Raw genomic sequence first — 26,985 nt, forward strand, 5'->3', positions numbered from 1 at the left:
GCTTTCAAGTGACGATGGAGCAATCTCATGCGCATCAACGGTTTGACCACCACGGCGGCGCTGGCCCTGTGCCTGGCCGGCACGTCCCACGCCTTCGCCCAGTCCGCTACCGGCCCGATCTCCAACATCGGCGTCATCGGCTCGCACAATCAGTACAAGCTGACCATCGATGACGAGAGTGACAAGGAGCGCCTGAACCAGGGCGGCCTGTACTACAACTTCGGCAACAAGCTCACCGGCCAGGAAGGTTTCATCTACCAGGCCGGCATCGAGGGGCAGTACCGCGACAAGGATGATGTCGAGTTCCTCTCCGCTCGCGCCGATCTCGACCTGGGCCTGCGCGCAGCGTTGAGCACCAACAACTACGTGGATGTGATCGTCGGCGGTGGCTACGACTGGGGCCGCATCGAGCAGGACGACGTTCGGGTCGGTCCGTTCGAGGAAGACGTCAAGCTGACCACGCGCTCACCTTTCGCCAAGGCCGGCCTCGGCTACAACTACCTGACGCCCGACTACACCGTGCGCCTGGAGGTCGGAGCCCGCTATTCCATCGAGGCCGACAGCAAGCTCAAGGTCGGCGGTGAAAGCGATACCGTCGACCTGAAGGACAAGGTCAACCCCTACGGCGAGCTGACCGTGCTGTGGAACAAGGGCATCAACAACATGCCGATCAGCACCAGCCTGTACTACACCCAGACCCGCTACGAACTCGACAGCAACAGCGAGCTCGCCGAGAACAGCAAGCTCAAGCAGGAGCAGGTCGGCCTGAAGGTTGGTCTGGCGTTCTAAGCCTCTAGGCGATACCAGCCTGCCGGATCATGCTTTGGGGGGTAGCCAGCGGCTACTCCCCACCCACGGCGAAGTTCGGCAGGCTGTTGACCGGCTGGGAGAAGTCGAACGGGATCGACTCGATGGCCAGGCCCACGTTGCGCTGCACCACGAAGTGCAGGTGCGGGCCGGTGCTGTTGCCGGTGTTGCCGGAGCGCGCGATGCGGGTGCCAGTCTCGACCCGCTGGCCTTCGCGCACGGCCACTGACCCTTTCATCAGGTGCAGATAGACGCCCATGGTGCCGTCGTCGTGCAGGATGCGCACGAAGTTGCCGGCAGGGTTGTTGCCGCGGCCGCTCTGCTCGTTCTCGATCTTCACCACCATGCCACCGCGCGCCGCGACGATCGGCGTGCCCTCGGGCATGGCGATATCCACGGCATAGCGGCCCTTGGGTGTGAAGTGGCTGTACTGGCCGTTGGCGCCCTGGGTCAGGCGGAACGGGCCACCGCGCCAGGGCAGCGGGTACTTGTAGGGCTTGGGTATCAGCCGCGGATCGCCCAGCGCATGACGCAGCTTGGGCGTGTACTTGAGCGGCTTGCTGGCGTCACGCGGCGCCAGGGTCGCCAGGCGGATCTGGCTGCGTGGCGGCAGCACCCAGCGGATCGGCTTGGTCGGTGCGCCCACGGCGTTCTCGACGTTCTCCAGCTTCAGCTCGATATCCACCGGCGCGAACAGGTCGTTGCGCACTAGCAGCGTTTCGCCCGCATCGTGCTTGCGGGTTTCCAGCTTCACCTGAGTGTCGAGCTTTTCCACCATGCGGTCGCGGAAGACGAACACCTGCGCACCAGGCGCGGCCTGGTCGCTATAGGTCACGACTCCATTGGCGTCGGTGTATTTGTAGATGGTCAGGGCCAAGGCCGGCGAGGCCAGCAGCGGCAGCCCGAGCAACAGAAGAATGCGCCCCAGCATAACGGCAGATTTCTAGTGATTATGGTGTTGGAGCGCAAAGACTAGCAGTGGCGGTTGGCCTGCGCGAGCCACCGACCGTCGGGGTGTGAAGCTTGTCAGCTTGTCGCGTGGACCAGGCGCCGAATGGTCGCCTGGTCCGCATTCAGGCGCCGGGCGTGAAGTGTCGTTGAGCGGTGCCGCGGGCGATCAGGCGCGACAGGTAGTCGAGCTTCTGCGGATCGCGATCGACGAAGCGGAACGAGAGCTGCAGCCAGTCGCTGTCAGGTTTCGGCTCGAAGGCCGCGACGGCATGCAGATAGCCGTTGAGCCGCGCGATCTCGCCGCCCTCGCCCTGCTCCAGGTCGAGCACGGCGCTTTCCAGCACCTGCGGCAGCGGCTCGCCACGCTTGACCACCAGCAGCGCTTCCTTGAGGCTCAGCGCCTTGATCACACAGGCAACGCTGCCATGGGCCAGCCGCAGCTGGCCCTGGCCGCGCCCGGACGAGGCGGCACCCGGGGCAGCGGCAGGGGCTGTCGGCTGGATCAGTGGCGCAGCCTTCGCTTCCGGAGCAGGAGCGGCAGCGGGACGGACGACCTCCGCCTTGCCGCCGGTCAGTGCGGCCAGCGAGTCATTGGCCACGCCGGTGGACAGGACCCGTGTCGGTGCGCTGGCAGCCAACGCATCCAGCTTGCCGGCACGGCCGAGGGCCTTGCGCACCTTGCTGGTCAGTTGTTCGTTGGAAAAGGGCTTGCCGATGAAGTCGGATACGCCGGCCTGGATGGCCTGTACCACGTTCTCCTTGTCGCCACGACTGGTGACCATGATGAACGGCACGGCCTTCAGCGCGTCCTGAGTGCGGCACCAGGTCAGCAGCTCCAGGCCGGACATCTCCGGCATCTCCCAGTCGCAGAGGATCAGGTCGAAGCGCTCACGGGCGAGCATCTGCTGGGCCTTGCGTCCATTCACTGCATCCTCGGTGCGAATCCCGGGAAATTGGCTGCGCAGCGCCTTCTTCACCAGGTCGCGGATAAAGGGCGCGTCATCCACTACCAGCACACTGACCTTGCTCATCCTTCACTCCTGCTCGAATGCCGGCAAGCATAGCCGCAGGAGCGTATCGACAAAAGCGCGCAAGGGCATGGATGCGCAAGTTGTTGCGCCGGATCAGCCAGAAACCGCCGCGACGCCCCCTCCGCTGCTGGCTTGCAGCAGGACAGCCTTGCCGCGGCGCGGCATACTCGCCTCTTCTCCAGCTTCGCGAGGCCAGTCATGTTCCAGCACATTCTCGTCGCTCACGATCTCAGCCCGGACGCCGATCTGGCCCTGCAGCGTGCCGTCCAGCTGGCGCGACAGACAGGCGCACGGCTCAGCCTGCTGCACGTGCTCGACGAGCGCGACCCGTCAGCCGACGAGCACGCGGCACGCGCCTGGCTGCAGGAGCGTCTGCGCGAGCAGCAGCTGGACCAGCTCGAGCCCTGGATTCGCCGCGGCCCGGCGGTGGAGGAAATCCTCACCCAGGCCGAAGGGCTGGAAGCCGACCTGCTGGTCCTGGGCCGCCACCACCGTGGCTCCAGCCAGGGCTTCGCCGGCACCACGCTGGAACGCATCATGCTCGAGAGCACCTCGCCGCTGCTGCTGGTGGTCGCGCCGGCCGAGGCGCCGTACCGTCGCGCGATGGCCGCGCTGGACTTCTCCCGCTGCGCCACCCGCGCCATGCAGTGCGCCTGGCAGCTGCTGGATGGCGGCGCCGAGCTGCATGCCCTGCACGTGCATGAGATGGCCGAGGTGCACGGCCCGGACCCCGAGGGTCTGGTGCTGCAGCAGGAGCTGTTCGATCAGCTGGTGGAGGATATCCAGCAGCAACTGCCGCAAACCGGTGCGTTGCTGAGCTACAGCCTGCATCAGGGCGAGCGCAGCAACTGCCTGGACGCCGCCCTGCGCGACTGGCAACCGCAGCTGCTCGCCCTGGGCAGCCACAGCCGTGGCGAGATGAGCAGTGCGCTACTCGGCAGCCTGGCGCGGCAGTTTCTCGACCAGCCGCCCTGCGACATCCTGATCGCCCGCTGATCCCCCGCCCGCCTGCGCCCGTGGCCCCGCTACGGGCGTGAATCTGCGCCGCAGCGCCATCATCGCAGCGGCATCGAGTTGCGTCCCGTCGAAGCCCTGCTACGGTTAGAGCCAGAACAACAATAAGAAGAAGACGCCCATGTGCCCTGCTTCGACTGATTCTCGCCCTACCCTTTCGCTATCCAGCCATTCGACTTCGCAGCATGACGCGACGGCGGCAGCCTGCCTGATGCTCGGATTGCCACGCACCGTCGTCCGCCGGTGCACCACGGCGGCCCTCGCGCGGAGCGAGCCCGGCGTTGCGTTGTTACCCGCCTCCCCAGCTTTCCCCTAACCCGTCCGTACGGCTCGCCTCGCATCGGCGCGCGCCCGTATGTCGAGCAACCCGTGCAAGGAGATACGCATGAAGCTTTCAGCAATCGCAGCGGCAACCCTGACGGCCGCGGTCGCCGTTCCCGCCTCGGCCGAGATTTCCGACGGCAAGGTGAAGATCGGCATCCTCAACGACCAGTCCGGCGTGTACGCGGACTTCGGCGGCAAGTGGTCGTTCGAAGCGGCGAAGATGGCGGCCGAAGACTTCGGCGGCAAGGTGCTCGACGCGCCCATCGAGATCGTCACCGCCGATCACCAGAACAAGCCGGACATCGCCTCCAATATCGCGCGGCAGTGGTACGACCGCGAGCAGGTCGACTCGATCATGGAGCTGACCACCTCCTCGGTGGCGCTGGCGGTACAGGGCATTTCCAAGAGCAAGAAGAAGATCAATCTGGTCACCGGCGCCGCCACCACCGAACTGACCGGCAAGCAGTGCTCGCCCTATGGCTTCCACTGGGCCTACGACACCCACGCGCTGGCGGTCGGCACCGGCGGTGCGCTGGTGTCCCAGGGCGGAGACAGCTGGTACTTCCTGACCGCCGACTACGCTTTCGGTTATTCGCTGGAGGAACAGACCTCCAGGTTCGTCAAATCCAAGGGGGGCGAGGTCAAGGGCGCGGTGCGCCATCCGCTGGCGAGCACCGATTACTCGTCGTTCCTCCTGCAGGCGCAATCCTCCGGCGCCAAGGTCATCGGCCTCGCCAACGCGGGTCTGGACACCGCCAACAGCATCAAGCAGGCGGCCGAGTTCGGCATCGTCGCCGGCGGTCAGCGCCTCGCCGCGCTGCTCTTCACCCTCGCCGAAGTGCACGGCCTGGGCCTGGACGCCGCCCAGGGCCTGACCCTGACCGAGAGCTTCTACTGGGACCGCGACGACAAGTCCCGCGAGTTCGGCGAGCGTTTCTTCAAGCGCACCGGGCGCATGCCGAACATGGTCCATGCCGGCACCTATTCCGGCGTCATGCAGTACCTCAAGGCGATCGAGAAGGCCGGCACCGACGCCACCGAGCCGGTGGCCAAGGCGATGCACGAGCTGCCGGTGGACGACGTCTTCGCGCGCAACGCCAAGGTCGGCGCCAACGGCCGGCTGATCAGCGACGTCTACCTGATGGAAGTGAAGAAACCCGAGGAAAGCTCGCGGCCTTGGGACTACTACAAGGTGCTGGCCACCGTGCCGGGCGATGAGGCCTACATCAAGCCGGCCGACAGCGGCTGCGAGCTGGTCGGGCAATGAGCATGGCCGCCGTTCAGCCCAGCGCGACTGGCGACGCCGGACGGGATACGCCCGTGATGCTCTCGGCGCGCGGCCTGCGCAAGGAGTTCGGCGGCTTCGTCGCGGTCAACAACGTCGATCTGGACGTGCACCATGCCCGGGTACACGCCCTGATCGGCCCCAACGGGGCGGGCAAGACCACGGTGTTCAACCTGCTGACCAAGTTCCTGCAGCCCACCGCCGGGAGCATCCGCCTGCTCGACCATGACATCACCCGCACCGACCCGGCCAAGGTGGCGCGCATGGGGCTGGTTCGCTCGTTCCAGATCTCCGCGGTGTTCCCGCACCTCTCGGTGCTGGACAACGTGCGCGTCGCCCTGCAGCGCCCGGGCGGGCTGGCCACCCAGTTCTGGCTGCCGATGCGTTCGCTGAACCGGCTGAACGAACGTGCCATGCAGCTGATCGAGTCGGTCGGCCTGGCCGACAAGCGCCACGAACCGGCCGCCGATCTGTCCTACGGGCGCAAGCGCGTGCTGGAAATCGCCACCACCCTGGCCTTGGAGCCCAAGGTGCTGCTGCTCGACGAACCCATGGCCGGCATGGGCCATGAAGACGTGCACGTGGTGGCCGAGATCATCCGCGAAGTGGCTACCCAGCGTGCGGTGCTGATGGTCGAGCACAACCTCAAGGTGGTGGCCGACCTCTGCCATCAGGTGACCGTGCTGCAGCGCGGCGAAATCCTCACCTCCGGCGACTACCGCACAGTCAGCCAGGACGAGCGCGTGCGCGTGGCCTACATGGGGACCGACGATGACTGAACCGCTGCTCAGCGTGCGCGAGCTGAATGCCTGGTATGGCGAAAGCCATGCCCTGCACGGCATCGACCTGGACGTCCATGCGGGCGAGACGGTGACCCTGCTCGGCCGCAACGGGGTGGGCAAGACCACCGCGCTGCGCGCCATCGTCGGCATCATCCGCAAGCGCAGCGGGACGATCCGCTTCGACGGCAAGGACATGCTGCGCGTGCCACTGCACCGCACTGCCCGCCACGGCATCGGCTACGTGCCGGAAGAGCGCGGCATCTTCTCCACGCTTACCGTCGAGGAGAACCTCACCCTGCCGCCGGTGATCGCCAAGGGCGGCATGAGCCTGGCGGAGATCTACCAGCTGTTTCCCAACCTCGAGGAACGCCGCAAGAGCCCGGGCACCAAGCTTTCCGGTGGCGAGCAGCAGATGCTGGCCATGGCGCGCATCCTGCGCACCGGCGCCCGGCTGCTACTCCTCGACGAGCCCACCGAAGGCCTGGCGCCGGTGATCATCCAGCGTATCGGCGAGGTGCTGCAGACGCTCAAGCAGCGCGGCATGACCATCCTGCTGGTGGAGCAGAACTTCCGCTTCGCCAGCAAGGTGGCCGACCGCTTCTACGTGGTGGACCATGGCCAGGTCATCGACACCTTCGACGTTGCCGATCTGCCTGGCCGCATGAGCATGCTCAACGAAGCCCTGTGGGTCTGATGACGACGATTTTCGATGTGCCGATCCAGGCGTTTCTCGGCCAGCTCCTGATCGGCCTGATCAATGGCTCGTTCTACGCCATGCTCAGCCTGGGCCTGGCGATCATCTTCGGCATGCTGAAGATCATCAACTTCGCCCACGGTGCGCAGTACATGATCGGCGCCTTCGCCGGCTACCTGCTGCTGGCCACCCTGGGCATCGGCTACTGGCCGGCGCTGATCCTTGCGCCGATCGTCGTCGGCCTGTGCAGCGCGGTGATCGAGCGCCTGGCGCTTTCGCGGCTGTACAACCTCGACCACCTCTACAGCCTGCTCTTCACCTTCGGCCTGGCGCTCGCCCTGGAGGGCGCCTTCCGCTACTTCTACGGCTCCTCCGGGCAACCCTATGCGGTGCCCAAGGAGCTGGCCGGCGGCTACAACCTGGGCTTCATGTTCCTGCCCAAGTACCGCGCCTGGGTGGTGCTGGCGTCGCTGGTGATCTGCATCGCCAGCTGGCTGCTGATCGAGAAGACCAAGCTCGGCGCCTACCTGCGTGCCGCCACCGAGAACCCGACCCTGGTGCGCACCTTCGGCATCAACGTGCCGCTGCTGCTGACCTTCACCTACGGCATGGGCGCGGCATTGGCCGGGCTGGCCGGCATGCTCGCCGCGCCGATCTACCAGGTCAGCCCGCTGATGGGCTCGAACCTGATCATCGTGGTGTTCGCCGTGGTGGTGGTCGGCGGCATGGGCTCGATTCTTGGCGCCATCATTACCGGCTACATGTTGGGCATTCTCGAGGGGCTGACCAAGGTGTTCTATCCGGAAGCGTCCAATATCGTGATCTTCGTGATCATGGCGATCGTGCTGCTGGTACGCCCGGCCGGCCTGATGGGGAGGGATGCCTGATGAACAGCCAGCTGAGCGTCACCCCGACCACCAAACGCCCGCTGCTGCGCCTGGAAACCGTGCTGATCCTGATCGGCGTGGTCGCCCTGACCCTGGCGCCGTTCTACTTCTACCCGATCTTCCTGATGAAGGTGCTGTGCTTCGCCCTCTTCGCCTGCGCCTTCAACCTGCTGCTCGGCTACACCGGCATCCTCTCGTTCGGCCATGCGGCCTTTTTCGGCGGCTCCGCCTATTTCACCGCCCATGCGGTGAAGGAATGGGGACTGACGCCGGAACTGGGGATTCTCGTCGGCGTTGCCGGCGCGGCGTTTCTCGGGCTGATCATCGGTTTCCTGGCGATACGCCGGCAGGGCATCTACTCGACGATGATCACCCTGGCACTGTCGCAGATGTTCTTTTTCTTCTGCCTGCAGGCTTCGTTCACCCACGGCGAGGACGGCATCCAGAATATCCCGCGCGGCCACCTGTTCGGCCTGATCGACCTGGAAGAGCCGCTGTACATGTACTTCTTCGTGCTCTCGGTGTTCCTCGCCGGCATGCTGCTGATCTGGCGGGTGATCCATTCGCCGTACGGCATGATCCTGCGCTCGATCCGCGAGAACGAAAACCGCGCGATCTCCCTCGGCTACACGGTGTCGCGCTACAAGCTGGGCGCCTTCGTGATGTCCGCCGCGCTGGCAGGGCTCGCCGGCGGCTTGAAGGCGCTGGTGTTCCAGTTCGCCACGCTGACCGACGTCAGCTGGCAGATGTCCGGCGAAGTGGTGCTGATGACGCTGCTCGGCGGCATCGGCACACTGGTCGGGCCGGTCTTCGGCGCCGCACTGGTGACCACGCTGGGCAACTACTTCGCCACCTCGGAACTGCCGGTGACGTTGGTCACCGGGATCATCTTCATGGTCTGCGTGCTGGTGTTCCGCCGTGGGATGATCGGCGAACTCTATGCCTCGCGGCTGGGCAAGAAGCTGGAGCGGCGCGCCGAGGACTGACTTCCTCAGCCTCAGCCGGCAGACTCGAGCAGGTCGTGCAGCTCGACGAACTGCTGGCTGAGCTTGTGCCGCGGATCCAGGTACACCAGCGGCGTACAGGCCTGGTGCGACTCGCGCATCTTCACCGAACTCATCAGGTTGATCGGCAGCACCGGCAGGCCTTCACCCAGCAACTCGTCGATCATCTGCTGCGGCAGCGCGGCCCGTGGCTGGAACTGGTTGACCACGATGCCCTCGACTTCGAGCGCCTCGTTGTGGTCGTCCCTCATCTCCTCGATCTCGTTCAGCAGGCCGTACAGGGCCTGACGGGAAAAGCTGTCGCAGTCGAATGGGATCAGGCAGCGGTCGGCCGCTATCAGCGCCGAAACCGTGTAGAAGTTCAACGCCGGCGGGGTGTCCAGGTAGATCCGGTCGTAATCCTCGGCGAGGCCTTCGAGCAGCTTTCGCAGCTTGTTGATCTTGTGCTTGGCCTCCAGCTTGGGTTGCAGGTCGGCCAGTTCGGCCGTGGCGCTGATCAGGTGCAGGTTGTCGAACGCGGTTTCGAGGATCGGCGGGCGCGCCTTCTTGCCAGCGTTGCCGCCAGCGAGAATCTGCTTGAAGAAGTCGGCAATGCCGGTAGGAATGTCATCGCCGGTCAGGCCGGTCAGGTAGTGCGTGGAGTTGGCCTGGGCGTCCAGGTCCACCAGCAGTGTGCGGTAGCCCTGCGATGCGCTGACCGCGGCCAGATTGCAGGCGATGCTCGACTTGCCGACACCACCCTTCTGATTGAACACGACCCTGCGCATGACTTGGCTCCCAAGAAACCCCGAGGGCCTGCTCACGATCTGCTGCGCGTCGGCCCTGCTGCGTTAAAGAACCGGCTCGGAATGCTCATTTACATAAGTAAATTCCGCTTCCTCACCGGTTTTTGCCTTGCAGGACTCTAGCTCGCGAGATCGTGAAAAGGCCCTGAGCGGTCGAGTCTATACGGCAAATATGACAGCCGCGTTATCCGCGGCGGCAAACCCGACCAAAGTCAGACGGCAACGGGCGCCTTGATGTGCGGATGCGCCTCGTAGCCGACCAGCTCGAAGTCCTCGAAGCGGAAGGCGAACAGGTCCTTCACCGCGGGATTTAGCTTCATGGTCGGCAGCGGCAGCGGCTCGCGGGTCAGCTGCAGATCGGCCTGTTCCAGGTGGTTGGCGTAAAGGTGGCAATCGCCGCCACTCCAGATGAACTCGCCCGGCTCGAGGTCGCAGACCTGCGCCACCATCAGCGTCAGCAGGGCATAGCTGGCGATGTTGAAGGGCACGCCGAGGAAGATGTCGGCCGAGCGCTGGTACAGCTGGCAGCTGAGCTTGCCGTCGGCGACGTAGAACTGGAACAGGGCGTGGCACGGCGGCAGCGCCATCTGCTCGACCAGCGCCGGATTCCAGGCCGAGACGATCAGCCGGCGCGAATCAGGATTCTTCTTGATCATCGCCAGCAGGTTGGCAATCTGGTCGATGGATTCGCCGTTCGGCGCCGGCCAGGAGCGCCACTGGTAGCCGTAGACCGGGCCCAGCTCGCCGTTCTCGTCGGCCCACTCGTCCCAGATGCGCACGCCGTTTTCCTTCAGGTACTTGATGTTGGTATCGCCCTGAAGGAACCACAGCAGCTCGTGGATGATGGATTTGAGGTGACACTTCTTGGTGGTCACCAGCGGGAAGCCTTCGGCCAGGTCGAAGCGCATCTGGTAGCCGAACACGCTATAGGTGCCGGTGCCGGTGCGGTCGCTCTTGAAGGTGCCGTGTTCGCGCACGTGGCGCATCAGGTCGAGATACTGTTTCATCGATTGACTCGAAGCAGGCGCCAAAGCGCGGTGAAAAAAGGCTGCGCGAATAGTAAAAGGCGACGCCCGGCTTGTCGCGTGTGCGGCGACAAGCCGGGATCAGATTCAGGCCGGTGCCCGGCCGGCTTCGCGCCGGTAACCCCAGGCAATCATCCCGGCGCCCAGCAGCACCATGGGAATGCACAGCACCTGGCCCATGGTCAGCCAGCCGAACGCAAGGTAGCCCAGCTGCGCATCAGGCACGCGGACGAACTCGACGATGAAACGGAAAATGCCGTAGCACACCGCGAACAGTCCGGACACCGCCATGGTCGGCCGCGGCTTGCGCGAATACAGCCAGAGGATGACGAACAGCGCGACGCCTTCCAGGGCGAACTGGTAGAGCTGCGACGGATGTCGCGCCAGCTGCTGCGGATCGGTCGGGAAGACCATCGCCCAGGGCACATCGGTGGCCTTGCCCCACAGCTCGGCATTGATGAAGTTGCCGATGCGCCCGGCACCCAGGCCGATCGGCACGAAGGGTGCGATGAAGTCCATCAGCTCGAAGAAGCTTTTGCCGTTGCGCCGGGCGAAGATCCAGCTGCACAGCAGCACGCCGATAAGGCCACCGTGGAACGACATGCCGCCCTTCCACACCTGCAGAATCAGACTCGGCTGATTGATGTAGGCGGCCAGGTCGTAGAACAGCACGTAACCCAGGCGGCCGCCGACGATCACTCCCATGGCGACCCAGAACACCAGGTCGGAAAGTTTGTCCTTCGGCCATTCCGGCGCGAAGCGCTGCACCCGCAGCGAGGCCAGCCACCAGGCGCCGCCGATGCCGATCAGGTACATCAGGCCGTACCAGTGAATCTGCAAGGGGCCGATGGCGATGGCCACCGGATCGATCTGCGGATAGGGCAGCATCCGTTACTCCTCAAACCAGAAAGTTGATGCCGACGCTCAGCAGCAGCAGAGCGAACAGCCGTTTCAAAACCTTGGCCGACAGGCGATGCGCCAGCCGCGCGCCGAGCCGTGCGAAGAACATGCTGGTGGCGGCGATGCCCAGCAGGGCCGGCAGGTAGACGAAACCCAGGCTCCACTGTGGCAGGTGCGCCTCGTGCCAGCCTACCGCCATGAAACTCAACGCCCCGGCGACGGCGATCGGCAGCCCGCAGGCCGCCGAGGTCGCCACCGCCTGCTGCATCGGCACGCTGCGCCAGGTCAGGTACGGGACCGATAACGAGCCGCCGCCAATGCCGAAGATCGCCGAAGCCCAGCCGATCACCACGCCCACCAGCGACAGTTCGGGTCGTCCCGGTACACGACCGGTGGCCTTTGGACGCAGGTCGAAGCCCATCTGTACCGCCATCGCCAGGGCGAACACGCCGATGATCTTCTGCAGCATCGGCCCCTGGATCGCCGCCGCGGTCAGGCTGCCCAGCGCCGCGCCGAGCAGGATGCCGAAGGTCATCCAGAGCACCATCGGCCAGCGCACCGCACCCAGGCGATGGTGGGTGATAATCGAGTTGACCGACGTGAAAACGATGGTCGCCAGCGAGGTTCCAACCGCCAGGTGGGTGAGAATGTCCTGGGAAAAGCCCTGCGCGCTGAAGCTGAACACCAGCACCGGCACGATGATCAGCCCGCCACCCACGCCGAACAGACCGGCCAGCACTCCGGCGAAGCCGCCCAGCAGCAGATAAAGCAGAAACTCCATGCGCCCCGTCCCGGCGAAACAAACCGGCATGGTAGCGAAAATGCCCGACTGGCGCTTGCTCGCCGACGCGCTGCCGCCGGCTGGCCATGGCCCTTTCCGCCGCCGCGCCTGTACCCTTGCAGGTCTGCAACTGCGAAGGTGTCCCATGTGCCTGATCGTTTTCGCCTGGCGCCCCGACCACTCCCAGCCATTGGTGGTGGCGGCCAATCGCGACGAGTTCCACGCGCGTCCCAGTCTGCCGCTCGGCTGCTGGGAAGACGCACCCTGGATCATCGGCGGACGCGATCTGCAAGCCGGCGGCACCTGGATGGGCGTCACCGCCCGCGGCCGCTTCGCCGCGCTGACCAACATCCGCGCACCCGACCAGCCGATCGGCGCGCGCTCACGGGGCGAGCTGCCGGAGCGCTATCTGCGGGGTGAATTGCCGCCGGCCGACTACCTGGCCGAACTGGCCGAGCGTCGCGGCGACTACGCCGGCTACAACCTGCTGGTAGGCGATCGGCAGACGCTGTGGCATCTGAACTCCCATGACGGCGAGCCCAAGGAACTGCAGCCTGGCGTCTACGGCCTGTCCAACGCCGGGTTGGATACGCCCTGGCCCAAGCTGAGAAGAGCCCGCGCAGCACTCACCGCCATCCTTCAGCAACCGGAGCCGGAACGCCTGCTGGCATTGCTCGCCGATGCCGAGCCGGCCGCCGAGCATGAGCTCCCACAGACTGGGGTGCCACTGGAGTGGGAGCGGCGGCTGTCGAGCATCTTCATCGCCAGCCCTGAGTACGGCACTCGCGCCAGTACGGCGCTGATCCGCCATGCAGACGGTTCGCTGGACATCATCGAACGCAGCTTCGGCCCGGCCGGTCCCTCGGGCGAGGTGCGCTACCGCCACCCACCCGCGAGATGATGGCGCGCGACCGCGGCGGGCTCAGACCGCGGCGGAGGGGTTGATCAGCTTGTTAAGGCCGAGGTTGCGCAACGTCAGCTGCACCGTGCTGTGGATGACCTGCGGGCTGTCCAGCAGCATGACGCGGGTGAGCAGCTGCTGGGCGGTGTCCATGCTGATCTGACGCAGCAGCCATTTCACCTTGGGCAGGTTGGTGGCGTTCATCGACAGGCTGTCGAAGCCCATCGCCAGCAGCAGCATGGCCGCCGCCGGATCGCCAGCCATCTCGCCGCAGATGCTCACCGGCTTGCCCTCGCCATGGGCCTCCTTGACCACCCGCTGCAGCGCCTCGAGCACTGCCGGATGCAGATAGTCGTAGAGATCGGCGACCCGTGGATTGTTGCGGTCCACCGCCAGCAGGTACTGGGTCAGGTCGTTGGAGCCGACCGAGATGAAGTCCACCATGCGCGCCAGCTCGCGGGTCAGGTAGACCGCCGCCGGCACCTCGATCATCACGCCGACCGGCGGCATGATCACGTCCAGCCCCTCGTCGCGCACCTCGCACCAGGCGCGATGGATCAGGTGCAGCGCCTCTTCCAGCTCGCGAATGCCGGAAATCATCGGCAACAGGATGCGCAGGTTATTCAGCCCGGCGCTGGCCTTGAGCATGGCGCGGGTCTGCAGAAGGAAGATCTCGGGATGATCGAGGGTGACGCGAATGCCGCGCCAGCCGAGGAACGGGTTCTCTTCCTTGATCGGGAAGTACGGCAGGCACTTGTCACCGCCGATGTCGAGGCTGCGCATGGTCACCGGCAGCGGATGGAAGGCTTCCAGCTGCTCGCGGTAGATGGCCATCTGCTCCTTCTCGCTGGGGAAGCGCTCCTTGATCATGAAGGGCACTTCGGTGCGATACAGCCCCACGCCTTCGGCGCCACGCTCCTGGGCGCGCACCACATCGGCCAGCAATCCGGTATTGACCCACAGCGGAATGCGGTGACCATCGGTGGTTTCGCAGGGCAGCTCGCGCAGTACGTCGAGGCCTTCGGAGAGCTGCCGCTCCTGCTCGGCGAGCACCTCGTACTGCTCGCGCAGCACCTTGCCGGGGTTGGTGATGATCTCGCCGCGGTAGCCGTCGACGATCAGCTCGATGCCGTCGACCTTCGAGTAGGGCAGGTCGACCGCGCCCATCACCGTCGGAATGCCCATGGCACGGGCCAGGATGGCGACGTGGGAGTTGCTCGAGCCCAGCACCGAGACCATCCCCACCAGCTTGCCTTCGGGCACCTCGCCGAGCATGGCCGGCGACAGTTCCTCGCTGACCAGGATGGTCTTGTCCGGATACACCAGCGCCTGCTGGCGTGCCTCCTGCAGATAGGAGAGCAGGCGCCGGCCGATGTCCTTGACGTCCGAGGCGCGCTCGCGCAGGTAGGCATCGTCCATCATTTCGAAGCGCCGGACGTGCTCGGTGACCACCTGGCGCAGCGCGCCCTGGGCCCACTGGCCGGTGCGGATGACCTTGGTCACCTCGCCACCGAGCGCCGAGTCATCGAGCATCATCAGGTACACATCGAACAGCGCGCGCTCTTCCTTGCGCATCTGCGTGGCGAGCTTTTCCGACAGGTTGCGCATGTCAGCGCGCACCGCCTCCAGCGCCGCCTCGAATAACGTCAGCTCGGCCTCGATATTATCGATGTGCTTGTCCGGCACTACGTCCAGATCGGCCGGCGGCAGCACCACCAGCGCGGTTCCCACCGCGGCGCCCGGGGCGCCGGGAATGCCGATGAAGCGGGTTTCCTGAATGCCTTTGCCCTGGCGGCCGAGGCCGCGGATCGAACCGGTCGCCTCGGCATGGGCGATAACCCCGGCGAGCTGCGCGCTCATGGTCACCAGGAAGGCTTCCTCGCCTTCATCGAACTGGCGGCGTTCCTTCTGCTGGATGACCAGTACGCCCATCACCCGACGGTGGTGGATGATCGGTGCACCGAGAAAGGAGGCGTAGCGCTCCTCGCCGGTCTCGGCGAAGTAGCGGTAGCGCGGATGTTCGGAGGCGTGTTCGAGGTTGAGCGGCTCCTCACGGGTGCCCACCAGGCCCACCAGACCCTCGTTGGGCGCCATGCTGACCTTGCCGATGGCGCGCTTGTTGAGACCTTCGGTGGCCATCAGGACGAAGCGTTCGGTTTCCGGATCGAGCAGATAGACCGAGCAGACCTGGCTGCCCATGGCCTCCCTGACTCTCAGCACGATGATGCCCAACGCCGCCTTGAGGTCCTTGGCGGCATTCACTTCCTGGACAATCTTGCGCAGCGTGCCGAGCATGCTCAGAGGCTTTCTCCCCGATTTTTCAGTCCCGCACCGGCAGACGCGGCGCAAGTTCTTTGAGTGCGCGACGATAGACCTCGCGCTTGAAGGTGACCACCTGCCCCAGCGGATACCAGTAACTGACCCAGCGCCAGCCATCGAACTCGGGCTTGCCGGTCAGATCCATGCGTACACGGTCCTCGGCGCCGGTCAGGCGCAGCAGGAACCACTTCTGTTTCTGGCCGATGCACAGCGGCTGGCTGTGGGTTCGCACCAGGCGTTGCGGCAGACGATAACGCAACCAGCCACGGGTGCAGGCGAGGATCTTCACATCCTGCTCTTCCAGGCCCACTTCTTCGTTGAGTTCGCGAAACAACGCCTCTTCCGGCGTTTCACGGGCGTTGATACCGCCCTGGGGGAATTGCCAGGCATCCTGATTGATCCGCCGAGCCCACAGCACCTGACCGACATCATTGGTCAGGATGATGCCGACATTGGGGCGAAAACCATCGGAATCGATCACGGCATACCACCTCGCAGACGCATGTCGCGGCATTGTTCCACAAAACCGCAACAAGCCGAAAGCGCAGCAAGCCGCCGTTCGGCCCGCGCTCCTGACCCGCGCTGCACCGCCTGGCAGATGGGCCGAGACTGCACCGCGGACGATCTAACCGCTATGCTTGGCGCTGCCCTGACCATCCCCGAGGAAATCTTCCGTGCGCCTGGCTCTATTCGATCTCGACAACACCCTGCTGGCCGGTGACAGCGACCATGCCTGGGGCGAATACCTCTGCCAGCGCGGCATCGTCGATGCGAGCCACTACCGGGCCCGCAACGATGCCTTCTATCAGGACTACCTGGCCGGCAACCTCGACGTGCACGCCTACCAGAACTTCTGCCAGGAAATCTTGGGGCGCAGCGAAATGACGCAGCTGCAGGCCTGGCACGAGGAGTTCATGCGCGAGCACATCGAGCCCATCGTGCTGAGCAAGGGCGAAGCGCTGTTGCGCCAGCACCTGGAAGCCGGTGACAAGGTGGCGATCGTCACCGCCACCAATCGCTTCATCACCGGACCGATCGCCGCACGCCTGGGCGTCGACACCCTGCTGGCCACCGAATGCGAGATGCGCGACGGCCGTTACACCGGTCGCCTGACCGACATCCCCTGCTTCCAGGAAGGCAAGGTCCAGCGTATCGAGCGCTGGCTGGCGGAAACCGAGCAGAGCCTGGAAGGCAGCTATTTCTACAGCGACTCGCGCAACGACCTGCCGCTGCTCGAGCGGGTCACCCATCCGGTGGCGGTCGATCCCGACCCGGTGCTGCGGGCGATCGCCGAGGAGCGCGGCTGGCAGGTCATCTCGCTGCGCCCGTGATCCGACGAATTACGCGCCGTGCTGCGGCGCGGCGCTAATGCGACACCCCAAAGGAACCCGACACCGCGGTCAGCCTGCCCGGGACACCGCTCGCACGCTCACAAGAGGAGCAGCATGCCCGCGTCCCTCGAACAACCCAGTTCCCGACCGATCGTGGTGGTCGCCCTGGCCACCGCACTGTGCCTGACCGGCGATTCCATGCTGTACATCGCCCTGCCGATCTACTGGCACGAAGTCGGCCTCGAGGCGCTCTGGCAGGTGGGCGTACTGCTCTCGGTCAACCGCCTGATCCGCCTGCCGTTCAACCCGCTGATCGGGTGGCTGTACCAGCGCATCAGTCTGCGCGCCGGCCTGCTGCTGGCCACCACGCTCGGCACCCTGACCACCCTGGGCTACGGCATCGCCAAGGGGTTCATCGCCTGGCTGCTGTTGCGCGCGCTGTGGGGCATCGGCTGGTCGTTCTTCCGCATCGGCGGCCTATCGGCGGTGGTCTACTGTGCCGCCGGCCAGTCGCGCGGCCAGGCGATGGGCCTGTACAACGGTCTCTATCGACTCGGCAGCCTCGTCGGCATGCTGCTCGGCGGCCTGCTGGTGCCGGTCTACGGCCTGCCGGCACTGGCCCTGAGCTTCGCCGCCATGGCCCTGCTGGGCCTGCCATTGCTGCTGCGCCACTTCCAGCCCCCGGCGGCGCTCGACGAGCGCCAATTGCCGGCGGCGCCCGCCGCCGACACCCCGCGACGGTCCGCACGGCTGAACGGCAAATACCGGGTAATCGTCAGCGGCTTCTGCACCGCCATGCTGATCCAGGGCGTGCTGGCGGCGACCCTGAGCGCACTGATCGAACGCTTCTACGGCAACCGGCTCGACCTGTTCGGCCTGCTGCTCAGCGCGACCGCGCTGTCTGGCATCCTGCAGGCGCTGCGCTGGTCATGGGAGCCTTGGCTGGGTCGGCGCTTCGGTGCCTGGTCCGACGGCCCGCGCGGCCGCTCGCGGCTCTATGGCGGAACGCTGCTGGTGGCGGCGCTGAGTTTCGGCCTGATGGCCAGCGGCCTGCCGCTGCTGCCCTGGCTCGCCGTGACCCTGCTGGTGATGCTGCTGGCGACGGCGCTGACCACCCTTACCGATGCGCTGGCCAGCGACGTCGCCAGCGCCGGCAACGTCGTCGCCTTCATGACGCGCTATTCGATCGCCCAGGACCTGGGCGCCGCCCTCGGGCCGCTGCTCGCCTACCTGCTGATCGGGCTGGCCGACGGCTTCGCCTGGCTGTACTGGGGCGGCTCGGCGATCTACCTGCTGCTGGCCCTGGCCTGGCTGCGCCGCAGGGGCCGTGCGGGCGATTGATCAGACCGGCTTGGCGCCCATCAGCGCCGTGATTGCGATCAGCACCAGCAGTACCAGCACGCCGTAGATGCCGGCATTGCGTGCGGCGGTGGCGTTGCCCGGTGCCTGCCAGGCGGCGAGGCGGCCGGCCAGCAGCGGCACCAGCGCTACCAGCACGACGAACAGCACGGAGCTGGCCAGCAGCCATAGCTGCCCCAGCGGCCATCCGGCCAGATGTGTCATCCACCATCCGGTCAGCGGCAATGACAGGCCGATCACCGCCAACAGCGGCAGGGACAGCCGGCGGGTGCGTTGCAACTTGCGCTGCAGCACGGCCTGGTCGCCGCCGCGGGCCGCCTTCCACAGCATCAGCAAGTGCACGATCACGCCCAGCAGCAAGAGCACTGCGGTGGCGCCATGCACGATGCGGAGGGTCAGGTAGTGTTCCATTGGCTTTCCTTTATCTGCGCTCAGCCGAGAAACAGCTTGTAGGCGGGGTTATCGCTTTCATCCCAGTAGCGGTAGCCGATCTTGTCCAGCGCCGCGGGTACCAGATGGCGCTCCTCGGCCGGCACCTGCAGGCCGGCGACCACCCGGCCATCGGCCGCACCGTGGTTGCGGTAGTGGAACATCGAGATGTTCCAGCGCCCACCCAGCTTGTTGAGGAAGTTGAACAGCGCGCCGGGCCGTTCCGGGAATTCGAAGCGCAGCACCATCTCGTCGCTGACCCCGACCGCATGGCCGCCGACCATGTGCCGCGTGTGCAGCTTGGCCAGTTCGTTTTCGGTCAGATCGAGCACAGGGAAGCCCTTGTCACGCAGCCCCTGCACCAGTGCCGCGCGTGGATCGTTTTCCGGATGGGTCTGCACGCCGACGAAGATGTGCGCTTCGCGGTCGGTGTGATAGCGATAGTTGAACTCGGTGATCTGGCGCTTGCCGATGGCTTCGCAGAAGGCCTTGAAGCTGCCTGGCTGCTCGGGAATGGTGACCGCGATGATCGCCTCGCGCTTCTCGCCCAGCTCGGCGCGCTCGGCGACATGGCGCAGGCGATCGAAATTGACGTTCGCGCCCGAGTCGATGCCTACCAGCACCTGCCCGCTTACACCGTCGCGCTCGACATACTTCTTGATCCCTGCCACGGCCAGCGCGCCGGCGGGCTCGGTGATCGAACGGGTGTCGTCGTAGATATCCTTGATCGCCGCGCATATCTCGTCGGTGCTGACGGTGATCACCTCGTCGACATGATCTTTGCAGAGCTCGAAAGTGTGCTGACCGATCTGCGCCACTGCTACGCCGTCAGCGAACAGGCCGACCTGTTCGAGCACCACGCGCTCGCCGGCGGCCATCGCCGCTTGCAGGCAATTGGAGTCGTCCGGCTCGACGCCGATCACCTTGGTCTGCGGATAGAGGTATTTCACGTAAGCCGCAATGCCAGCCACCAGACCGCCACCACCTACCGGTACGAAGATCGCGTCGATCGGCCCCTGATGCTGGCGGAGGATTTCCATCGCCACGGTGCCCTGTCCGGCGATCACGTCGGGATCGTCGTACGGGTGGATATAGACGTAGCCTTTCTCTTCCACCAGCTTCAGCGAATAGGCCAGCGCCTCGGGGAAGGCATCGCCATGCAGTACCACCTTGCCGCCACGGGCTCGCACGCCCTGCACCTTCAGCTCTGGCGTGGTGCGCGGCATGACGATGGTGGCCTTGATCCCCAGTTGCTTGGCCGCCAGCGCGACGCCCTGGGCATGGTTGCCGGCCGACGCGGTGACCACACCGCGCGCCAGTTCCTCGGGCGAAAGCTGCGCCAGCTTGTTGTAGGCGCCTCGCACCTTGAAGGAGAACACTGGCTGCAGATCCTCGCGCTTGAGCAGAATCTGGTTGCCGATCCGTTCGGAAAGCTGGCGGGCGGGTTGCAGCGGCGTTTCGACGGCGACGTCATAGACGCGCGAAGTGAGGATCTTCTTGACGTAGTGTTCGAGCATTCTGGCTATCTTGGGCGGGCCTTGCGGTGAACGCCGAGTCTACCCTCGCGAGCGCCCCGGCGACCACCGGCAATCCGCGAAGGCCTCGGCATTGCCGCAGCACACGAGACCGGTCGCCGGCGCGGGGCTATAATCCGCGCTTCGTCTTTCCCGCCCGGATTCCCCCATGACCCAGGACCAGCTCAAGCAGGCCGTCGCCCAGGCCGCTGTCGACCATATTCTTCCCAAGCTCAACGATCGCAGCATCGTTGGCGTCGGCACCGGCTCCACCGCCAACTTTTTCATCGACCTGCTGGCCAAGCACAAGGGCTTCTTCGACGGTGCCGTGGCCAGCTCCGAAGCTACCGCCGAACGTCTCAAGCAGCACGGCATTCCGGTCTACGACCTGAACTCAGTGAGCGAACTGGAGTTCTACGTGGATGGCGCCGACGAGGCGAACAAGCACTTGGAGCTGATCAAGGGCGGCGGCGCGGCACTCACCCGCGAGAAGATCGTCGCGGCGGTGGCCAAGACCTTCATCTGCATCGCCGATGGCAGCAAGCTGGTCGAGCAGCTGGGCGCCTTTCCGCTGCCGGTGGAGGTCATCCCGATGGCGCGCAGCCATGTGGCGCGCGAGCTGGTCAAGCTCGGCGGCGACCCGGTCTACCGCGACGGCGTGGTGACCGACAACGGCAACGTCATCCTTGACGTGCACAACCTGATGATCGGCTTCGCCCCGGAGCTGGAAGGCAAGATCAACGACATCGTCGGCGTGGTCAGCAACGGCCTGTTCGCCATGCGCCCGGCCGACCTGCTGCTGCTCGGCACCCAGGACGGCGTGCAGACCCTCACGCGCTGACCGTGACACAGCGGCGCCTCTCGCCACGGGCGACTACGCTTGAATTGCTGCGCCGAGTCCGTCGCAGCAATTCACAGGAGGTGTCGCCATGTCCGGCAAATTCCAGCTGAAACGCGCCAGCAATGGCCAGTTTCATTTCAATCTGCTGGCCAGCAACGGCCAGGTCGTGTTGTCCAGCGAACAGTACAAGGCCCACGCTTCGGCGCTCAACGGCATCGATTCGGTACGTAAGAATGCCGTGCGCGAAGAGGCGTTCGAGGTCAGGGAGTCGAGCAACGGCAAGCATTACTTCGTGCTCAAGGCCACGAATGGCCAGGTCATCGGTCAGAGCCAGATGTACGCCAGCCTGCACAGCGCCGAGCAGGGCTGCGACTCGGTCCGTCGCCACGCCCCGAACGCCGCCCTGCAGGACGAAAGCGCCTCGCCGGTCGCCTGATCGCTGGTGCCAGGTGATCGGCTGGTCGTCCGATCACCTGGCCGGTTTGCGAAACACGTAGAACAGGTTCGGCTCGCTGACCAGATAGAGCGTGCCGTCCGGTCCCATCGCCATCCCCTCCGCCTGCGGCACGTCCCGCTCCAACCCGTGCCGGCCCGCGCTCAGCGACAGGCTGCTGAGCGGCTGGCCATCGGCGTCCAGCTCGACCACCAGGCGGGACTCGTCGGAAAGCGCCAGCAAGTGGCCGGTCTGCTCGTCGAACTGCAGGCTGGAAAGGTCGCGCACGAACAGTCGCGCCTGGTGCTCACTGATATGCACCGAGGGCGTCGGCTCGGCAAATGGAAAGCCGGATATCTCGTAGATGCGCACCGGGTTGCGCTCCTTGGCGACGTACAGGCGCTGGCCCACCGTATCGTAGGCGAGCCCCTCGAAGCCCTTGTTGCCGTTGAGGTCGATCCCCAGCGACAGCTGTTGCGCCTGCTCGGCATCGATGACGCTCGTCTGCTCATTGACCTCGACGCGCAGCAACCGCTGCAGGCGTTCATCGCTGATCACGTAGACGCCTTCGGAGATATACTCGATGGCCTCCGGATCGCCGAAGCCGACCAGCGGAATGGCGCGCAGCAGATCGCCTTCCAGGCTGAGCTCCAGCCAGTGCGGATCACCGTTGGTGACGGCGATCAGGCTGTTGCGATCCGGATCGAAGGTCAGCGCCGACAGGTCATCGTCGATACCGGCGACGACCTTGCCCTGGATCGCGACCCGGTAGTCCGGCAGCCACAACGAGGCGCTGCCGCTCTGCCCGCCCTGCTGCCACTGGGTGAAGTGGAACCAGCCGCGCTCGAACAGACGGTAGTGAACGCCGGCCGCCACGGCCAGTAACAGGGCAACGCCGAGCAGCGCAGCCAGAAGGATTTTCAACGCACGCATGACACCCACTTTCTTCTAATTCTGAAATCGCGATTGTGTCGGGCCCGGCTTACACCAGGCTTAACGGGCGCAACGTCTCAGCGCTTGCGGCTGAACACGTAGAAGCGGTTCGGCTCGCCTACCACATAGATGTTGCCTTCGCCGTCCATGGCGACGCCCTCAGCCTGCTCGATGCCCTGCACCAGGCCATTCAGACCACCGAACAAGGCGATGAAGCTGCGTGGCTTGCCTTGCAGGTCCAGCTCCACCAGCAGCCGGGACTCGTCCGAGAGCAGCAGCGTATGACCGCTGCGCGGATCGATCGTCACCGATGACAGGTCGCGCACCAGCAGCGGCTGGCTGGGCAATGCCTTCAGCGCGCCGACGGCACCGTCCTCACCCGGGAATGGCAGCTCGAACAGCCCCTGCGGGTCGCGTTCCTTGGCCAGCAGCAGGCGTTGCGTATGCGGATTCCACGCCAGCCCCTCGAAGCCCTTGTTGCCGGCCTCGGCGAACCCGAGGTCATAGCTGGCGAGGTCGTCCAGCTCCAGGCTTTCCACGCCCGGCTTCAGGCGGAATACCGCGACCAGCCGGCGGCGCTCGTCGACGATCGCCAGGCGGCCATCATCCAGCGCCTCCACCGCTTCCGGATCGGAGAAGCCGGTCAGTGCGATGCGCCGCAATACGACACCGGCCGGGGTGAACTCGATCAGCTGCGGATGTTTGCCGGTAACAGTGAACAGCGTGCCGGTCAGCGGGTTCCAGGTCAGCCCGGAGGTTTCGTCGTCCTCGAGCCCGGCCAGCGTGGTCTCCAGCGCCAGCTCATAGTCCGGCAGCCAGATGCCGGCGGCACGCTGTTCGGCAGTGACCGAGCGCTCGCTCCAGTACAGCCGCAGCTGGTCATCCCAATGCAGCAGCCGACCGGCGACGAGCAGCGCAACGAACAGCAGCAACAGGACGACAGCGACGAGCAGGCGCCAACGGGAATAACGAACGGGCATGAAAAGCGTTCCAGCGGAGGGTGCCGGATTACAACACGAGAACGTTTCGCAAAGAAGCGGCAAACGCGGCGGGTGAATCCCGCCGCGTCGATGGATCAGAGCACGCGGCTCTCGAAGCGGGACAGGCCGACCAGCTCCAGCACCAGCTCATCGCCCTGGTTGAGCGGGCCGACACCGGCCGGCGTGCCGGTCAGTACCACGTCGCCCGGCTGCAGGCTGAAATGCCCGGCGATGTGCTGCAGCAGCGGCAGGATGGCGTTGAGCATCTGACTGCTGTTGCCGTCCTGGCGGACTTCGCCGTTGATGGTCAGGCGGATGCCGATGTCGCCCAGATCCTCCACCGCGTCGCCCGGCACGAACGGTGCCAGCACGCAGGCGCCGTCGAAGCTCTTGGCGATTTCCCACGGGTGGCCCTTCTCCTTGAGCCTGGCCTGCACGTCGCGCAGGGTCAGATCCAGCGCCGGGGCGAAGCCGGAGATGGCATCGCGCACCTCTTCCTCGTTGGGCTTGCGCGACAGCGGCTTGCCGATCAGCACGGCGATTTCAGCCTCGTAGTGCACCGCACCACGATCGCTCGGGATGCTGAAGCCGCCTTCCAGCGGCACGGTGCAGCTGCCGGCCTTGATGAACAGCAGCGGCTCGGTGGGCACCGGGTTGTTCAGTTCCTTGGCGTGCTCTGCGTAGTTGCGGCCGATGCAGACCACCTTGCCCAGCGGGTAGTGGATCGGCGTGCCGTCGGTGTAGTGGTGCTGGTAGCTCATCGATGACTCCTTGGGTCGGTGGGCGACTCAGGCCGCGAAGATCTTGCCGGGGTTCATGATGCCGTTCGGATCGAACACCGCCTTGACCGCTTTCATGTATTCGATTTCCGCCGGCGAGCGGCTGTACTCGAGGTAGTCACGTTTGGTCATGCCGACGCCGTGTTCGGCGGAGATCGAGCCGTTGTACTTCTGCACGGTCTCGAACACCCATTTGTTCACCGTCGCGCACTTGCCGAAGAACTCGTCCTTGTCCATGGCGTCGGGCTTGAGGATGTTCAGATGCAGGTTGCCGTCGCCGATATGGCCGAACCAGACGATCTCGAAATCCGGGTAGTGTTCGCCGACGATCGCATCGATTTCCTTGAGGAAGGCCGGCACCTTGCCGACGGTGACCGAGATGTCGTTCTTGTACGGTGTCCAGTGACTGATGGTCTCGGAGATGTACTCGCGCAGCTTCCACAGGTTCTGCAGCTGCTGCTCGCTCTGGCTCATCACGCCGTCGAGCACCCAGCCCTGCTCGACGCAATGTTCGAAGGTCGCCAGCGCCTGCTCGGCACGCTCCTCGGTGGTGGCCTCGAATTCCAGCAGCGCGTAGAACGGGCAGTCGGTCTCGAACGGCGCCGGCACGTCACCGCGGCCGAGCACCTTGGCCAGCGCCTTGTCGGAGAAGAATTCGAAGGCGGTCAGGTCCAGCTTGTCCTGGAAGGCGTGCAGCACCGGCATGATCGAATCGAAATCGGGGGTGCCCAGCACCAGCGCGGTGAGGTTGGTCGGCTGACGCTCCAGGCGCATGGTGGCCTCGACAACGAAGCCCAGCGTGCCCTCGGCGCCGATGAACAGCTGGCGCAGGTCGTAGCCGGTGGCGTTCTTGATCAGGTCCTTGTTCAGCTCCAGCAGGTCGCCCTTGCCGGTTACCACCTTCATGCCGGCGACCCAGTTGCGGGTCATGCCGTAGCGGATCACCTTGATGCCACCGGCATTGGTGCCGATGTTGCCGCCGATCTGGCTGGAGCCGGCGGAGGCGAAGTCCACCGGGTAGTACAGGCCCTTGTCCTCGGCGAACTGCTGCAGCTGCGCGGTGACCACGCCGGGCTGGCAGACGGCGGTGCGATCCATCTCGTTGAATTCGAGAATCTGGTTCATGTAGTCGAAAGACACCACCACCTCGCCATTGGCTGCCACGGCGGCGGCCGAGAGTCCGGTGCGACCGCCCGACGGCACCAGCGCGACCTTGTGGGCGTTGGCCCAGCGCACGATGGCCTGCACCTGCTCGATGCTCTTGGGGAAGACGATGGCCGACGGCGCGGGAGCGAAATGCTTGGTCCAGTCCTTGCCGTAGGCGTTTAGCGAATCGGCGTCGGTCAGCACTTTGCCGGGCTCGACCAGGGTTTTCAGCTCATCGATCAGGGCGGGGTCGGTCATCACGGGAACTCTCATACGATTCATGGTCACCCTGAGCACGCTTCAGCACAGGGGTGGGGGTGTTTCGAGGGGCTCGTATGCTAGCATACGCACCCCTTTGAAACGTGCCTCGGCAGACTCCCGGCACCGGCATTGCCGGGTCGGCCAGCCTTCGCTGGACACTTCAGTCCTATCCTTCGGCCTTAAGGTTTTAATGCAGATGAGCCAGACCTCTCTCGACAAGAGCAAGATCAAGTTCCTTCTTCTCGAAGGCGTGCACCAGAACGCTGTCGATACCCTGAAGGCGGCCGGCTACACCAACATCGAGTACCTCAAGACCGCGCTGTCCGGCGATGAGCTGAAGGAAAAGATCGCCGACGCCCATTTCATCGGCATCCGCTCGCGTACCCAGCTCACCGAGGAAGTCTTCGACTGCGCCAAGAAGCTGATCGCCGTCGGCTGCTTCTGCATCGGCACCAACCAGGTCGACCTCAACGCCGCCCGCGAGCGCGGCATCGCGGTGTTCAACGCGCCCTATTCCAACACCCGTTCCGTGGCCGAACTGGTGCTGGCCGAAGCCATCCTGCTCCTGCGCGGCATCCCCGAGAAGAACGCTTCCTGCCATCGCGGCGGCTGGATCAAGTCGGCAGCCAACTCCTTCGAGATCCGCGGCAAGAAGCTCGGCATCATCGGCTACGGCTCCATCGGCACGCAGCTGTCGGTACTGGCCGAAGCGCTGGGCATGCAGGTCTTCTTCTATGACGTGGTGACCAAGCTGCCGCTGGGCAATGCCACCCAGATCGGCTCGCTGTACGAGCTGCTGGGCATGTGCGACATCGTCTCGCTGCACGTTCCGGAGCTGCCGTCCACCCAGTGGATGATCGGCGAGAAGGAAATCCGCGCCATGAAGAAAGGCGCCATCCTGATCAACGCCGCCCGCGGCACCGTGGTCGAGCTGGATCACCTGGCCGCCGCGATCAAGGACGAGCACCTGATCGGCGCCGCCATCGACGTGTTCCCGGTCGAGCCGAAGTCCAACGACGAGGAATTCGAAAGCCCGCTGCGTGGCTTGGATCGCGTGATCCTGACCCCGCACATCGGTGGTTCCACCGCCGAAGCGCAGGCCAACATCGGCCTGGAAGTCGCCGAGAAGCTGGTCAAGTACAGCGACAACGGCACCTCGGTGTCTTCGGTCAACTTCCCGGAAGTCGCCCTGCCGTCGCACCCGGGCAAGCATCGCCTGCTGCACATCCACCAGAACATTCCGGGCGTGATGAGCGAGATCAACAAGGTCTTCGCCGACAACGGCATCAACATCTGCGGCCAGTTCCTGCAGACCAACGAGAAGGTCGGTTACGTCGTCATCGACGTGGACAAGGAATACTCCGACCTGGCGCTGGAGAAGCTGCAGCACGTCAACGGCACCATCCGCAGCCGCGTGCTGTTCTGATTCGCTGACGTGGTGCACTGAAAGGGAGGCTTCGGCCTCCCTTTTTCGTTGCTGCGACTTCCG

General features: G+C 65.2%; 27 protein-coding genes. 13 read left to right on the forward strand and 14 right to left on the reverse strand.

The features are described 5' to 3' along the window. The first annotated feature begins 27 nt into the window (after nucleotides 1-27). On the forward strand, nucleotides 28-789 hold the full coding sequence (locus P5703_RS19885) for an outer membrane protein (RefSeq protein ID WP_014595635.1): 762 nt from the start codon (nucleotides 28-30) through the stop codon (nucleotides 787-789). A gap of 52 nt (nucleotides 790-841) precedes the next feature. Here the strand turns inward: P5703_RS19885 and P5703_RS19890 are convergent, their stop codons facing one another. Together P5703_RS19890 and P5703_RS19895 are read right to left on the reverse strand one after the other, a co-directional pair. Next, nucleotides 842-1,738, reverse strand: coding sequence for a peptidoglycan DD-metalloendopeptidase family protein (locus P5703_RS19890; RefSeq protein ID WP_013981559.1), 897 nt, complete (start codon nucleotides 1,736-1,738; stop codon nucleotides 842-844). A gap of 142 nt (nucleotides 1,739-1,880) precedes the next feature. Next, the gene (locus P5703_RS19895) at nucleotides 1,881-2,789 is read right to left on the reverse strand and encodes a response regulator (protein ID WP_045633274.1); all 909 of its coding nucleotides are present in this window, start codon (nucleotides 2,787-2,789) and stop codon (nucleotides 1,881-1,883) included. 198 nt (nucleotides 2,790-2,987) lie between these two features. Here P5703_RS19895 and P5703_RS19900 point away from each other — a divergent pair, with 198 nt between their 5' ends. From P5703_RS19900 to P5703_RS19925, 6 genes are all read left to right on the forward strand, one after another. Next, nucleotides 2,988-3,785, forward strand: a complete 798-nt coding sequence (locus P5703_RS19900) for a universal stress protein (protein ID WP_045633275.1) — start codon at nucleotides 2,988-2,990, stop codon at nucleotides 3,783-3,785. 403 nt (nucleotides 3,786-4,188) lie between these two features. After that, nucleotides 4,189-5,394 carry an ABC transporter substrate-binding protein gene (locus P5703_RS19905; protein WP_017244070.1) on the forward strand — a complete coding sequence of 402 codons (1,206 nt, stop codon included), beginning with the start codon at nucleotides 4,189-4,191 and terminating at the stop codon, nucleotides 5,392-5,394. Further along, nucleotides 5,391-6,191 (forward strand): ABC transporter ATP-binding protein, encoded by an 801-nt coding sequence (locus P5703_RS19910; protein WP_279641872.1) that lies wholly within the window; start codon nucleotides 5,391-5,393, stop codon nucleotides 6,189-6,191. The genes P5703_RS19905 and P5703_RS19910 overlap by 4 nt, the downstream gene beginning before the upstream one ends. Next, nucleotides 6,184-6,888, forward strand: coding sequence for an ABC transporter ATP-binding protein (locus tag P5703_RS19915; RefSeq protein ID WP_285589239.1), 705 nt, complete (start codon nucleotides 6,184-6,186; stop codon nucleotides 6,886-6,888). Before P5703_RS19910 ends, P5703_RS19915 begins: the two co-directional genes overlap by 8 nt. Then, nucleotides 6,888-7,775 (forward strand): branched-chain amino acid ABC transporter permease, encoded by an 888-nt coding sequence (locus P5703_RS19920; RefSeq protein ID WP_104098091.1) that lies wholly within the window; start codon nucleotides 6,888-6,890, stop codon nucleotides 7,773-7,775. The genes P5703_RS19915 and P5703_RS19920 overlap by 1 nt, the downstream gene beginning before the upstream one ends. After that, the gene (locus P5703_RS19925; RefSeq protein WP_011911652.1) at nucleotides 7,775-8,761 is read left to right on the forward strand and encodes a branched-chain amino acid ABC transporter permease; all 987 of its coding nucleotides are present in this window, start codon (nucleotides 7,775-7,777) and stop codon (nucleotides 8,759-8,761) included. The genes P5703_RS19920 and P5703_RS19925 overlap by 1 nt, the downstream gene beginning before the upstream one ends. An 11-nt stretch (nucleotides 8,762-8,772) precedes the next feature. Here the strand turns inward: P5703_RS19925 and P5703_RS19930 are convergent, their stop codons facing one another. The 4 genes from P5703_RS19930 to P5703_RS19945 form a co-directional block, all read right to left on the reverse strand. Beyond that, nucleotides 8,773-9,546 (reverse strand): ParA family protein, encoded by a 774-nt coding sequence (locus P5703_RS19930; RefSeq protein WP_020306783.1) that lies wholly within the window; start codon nucleotides 9,544-9,546, stop codon nucleotides 8,773-8,775. A gap of 230 nt (nucleotides 9,547-9,776) precedes the next feature. Beyond that, nucleotides 9,777-10,571 carry a thymidylate synthase gene (locus tag P5703_RS19935; RefSeq protein WP_045157928.1) on the reverse strand — a complete coding sequence of 265 codons (795 nt, stop codon included), beginning with the start codon at nucleotides 10,569-10,571 and terminating at the stop codon, nucleotides 9,777-9,779. A 105-nt stretch (nucleotides 10,572-10,676) separates the two neighbouring features. Further along, entirely contained in the window at nucleotides 10,677-11,477 is an 801-nt protein-coding gene (lgt, locus tag P5703_RS19940; RefSeq protein ID WP_011911649.1) for a prolipoprotein diacylglyceryl transferase, read from the reverse strand. A gap of 10 nt (nucleotides 11,478-11,487) precedes the next feature. Further along, nucleotides 11,488-12,270: a sulfite exporter TauE/SafE family protein gene (locus P5703_RS19945; RefSeq protein WP_014595628.1), complete on the reverse strand. Its 783-nt coding sequence runs from the start codon at nucleotides 12,268-12,270 to the stop codon at nucleotides 11,488-11,490. A gap of 145 nt (nucleotides 12,271-12,415) precedes the next feature. Between P5703_RS19945 and P5703_RS19950 the strand changes: the two genes are divergently transcribed. After that, nucleotides 12,416-13,171 (forward strand): NRDE family protein, encoded by a 756-nt coding sequence (locus P5703_RS19950; RefSeq protein WP_111481750.1) that lies wholly within the window; start codon nucleotides 12,416-12,418, stop codon nucleotides 13,169-13,171. A gap of 21 nt (nucleotides 13,172-13,192) precedes the next feature. On the opposite strand, the gene ptsP is transcribed toward P5703_RS19950, so the two are convergent. Both ptsP and P5703_RS19960 read right to left on the reverse strand, forming a co-directional pair. Next, on the reverse strand, nucleotides 13,193-15,466 hold the full coding sequence (gene ptsP, locus P5703_RS19955; RefSeq protein ID WP_279641870.1) for a phosphoenolpyruvate--protein phosphotransferase: 2,274 nt from the start codon (nucleotides 15,464-15,466) through the stop codon (nucleotides 13,193-13,195). Between the two features lie 25 nt (nucleotides 15,467-15,491). Continuing rightward, a complete protein-coding gene (locus P5703_RS19960; RefSeq protein ID WP_011911645.1) occupies nucleotides 15,492-15,971 on the reverse strand; it encodes an RNA pyrophosphohydrolase in 480 nt (159 codons plus the stop codon). Nucleotides 15,972-16,164: 193 nt separating this feature from the next. Here P5703_RS19960 and P5703_RS19965 point away from each other — a divergent pair, with 193 nt between their 5' ends. Both P5703_RS19965 and P5703_RS19970 read left to right on the forward strand, forming a co-directional pair. Next, a complete protein-coding gene (locus P5703_RS19965; RefSeq protein ID WP_061373835.1) occupies nucleotides 16,165-16,821 on the forward strand; it encodes a histidinol-phosphatase in 657 nt (218 codons plus the stop codon). 114 nt (nucleotides 16,822-16,935) lie between these two features. Continuing rightward, complete coding sequence (locus tag P5703_RS19970; RefSeq protein ID WP_279641869.1) at nucleotides 16,936-18,162, forward strand: MFS transporter; 1,227 nt, start codon at nucleotides 16,936-16,938, stop codon at nucleotides 18,160-18,162. Here the strand turns inward: P5703_RS19970 and P5703_RS19975 are convergent, their stop codons facing one another. Further along, on the reverse strand, nucleotides 18,163-18,591 hold the full coding sequence (locus tag P5703_RS19975) for a DUF2269 family protein (protein ID WP_013981545.1): 429 nt from the start codon (nucleotides 18,589-18,591) through the stop codon (nucleotides 18,163-18,165). It lies immediately after the preceding gene. A 20-nt stretch (nucleotides 18,592-18,611) separates the two neighbouring features. Further along, entirely contained in the window at nucleotides 18,612-20,126 is a 1,515-nt protein-coding gene (gene ilvA / locus P5703_RS19980; protein WP_169917553.1) for a threonine ammonia-lyase, biosynthetic, read from the reverse strand. 166 nt (nucleotides 20,127-20,292) lie between these two features. Here ilvA and rpiA point away from each other — a divergent pair, with 166 nt between their 5' ends. After that, nucleotides 20,293-20,964: a ribose-5-phosphate isomerase RpiA gene (rpiA, locus tag P5703_RS19985; RefSeq protein ID WP_011911640.1), complete on the forward strand. Its 672-nt coding sequence runs from the start codon at nucleotides 20,293-20,295 to the stop codon at nucleotides 20,962-20,964. An 88-nt stretch (nucleotides 20,965-21,052) separates the two neighbouring features. After that, nucleotides 21,053-21,400 (forward strand): YegP family protein, encoded by a 348-nt coding sequence (locus tag P5703_RS19990; RefSeq protein WP_014595622.1) that lies wholly within the window; start codon nucleotides 21,053-21,055, stop codon nucleotides 21,398-21,400. A 33-nt stretch (nucleotides 21,401-21,433) separates the two neighbouring features. Here the strand turns inward: P5703_RS19990 and P5703_RS19995 are convergent, their stop codons facing one another. The 4 genes from P5703_RS19995 to P5703_RS20010 form a co-directional block, all read right to left on the reverse strand. Further along, nucleotides 21,434-22,330, reverse strand: a complete 897-nt coding sequence (locus P5703_RS19995) for an SdiA-regulated domain-containing protein (protein ID WP_125881853.1) — start codon at nucleotides 22,328-22,330, stop codon at nucleotides 21,434-21,436. Between the two features lie 77 nt (nucleotides 22,331-22,407). After that, nucleotides 22,408-23,310, reverse strand: coding sequence for an SdiA-regulated domain-containing protein (locus tag P5703_RS20000; protein WP_169917551.1), 903 nt, complete (start codon nucleotides 23,308-23,310; stop codon nucleotides 22,408-22,410). 95 nt (nucleotides 23,311-23,405) lie between these two features. After that, entirely contained in the window at nucleotides 23,406-24,071 is a 666-nt protein-coding gene (locus P5703_RS20005; RefSeq protein ID WP_014595619.1) for a fumarylacetoacetate hydrolase family protein, read from the reverse strand. Between the two features lie 27 nt (nucleotides 24,072-24,098). Continuing rightward, nucleotides 24,099-25,493: a D-2-hydroxyglutarate dehydrogenase gene (locus tag P5703_RS20010; protein WP_011911635.1), complete on the reverse strand. Its 1,395-nt coding sequence runs from the start codon at nucleotides 25,491-25,493 to the stop codon at nucleotides 24,099-24,101. A 199-nt stretch (nucleotides 25,494-25,692) separates the two neighbouring features. Here P5703_RS20010 and serA point away from each other — a divergent pair, with 199 nt between their 5' ends. Next, nucleotides 25,693-26,922 carry a phosphoglycerate dehydrogenase gene (gene serA / locus P5703_RS20015; RefSeq protein ID WP_020306786.1) on the forward strand — a complete coding sequence of 410 codons (1,230 nt, stop codon included), beginning with the start codon at nucleotides 25,693-25,695 and terminating at the stop codon, nucleotides 26,920-26,922. The last annotated feature ends 63 nt before the right edge of the window (nucleotides 26,923-26,985 follow it).

This window comes from Stutzerimonas sp. FeSN7, assembly GCF_030263795.1.
Lineage (GTDB): Bacteria > Pseudomonadota > Gammaproteobacteria > Pseudomonadales > Pseudomonadaceae > Stutzerimonas > Stutzerimonas stutzeri.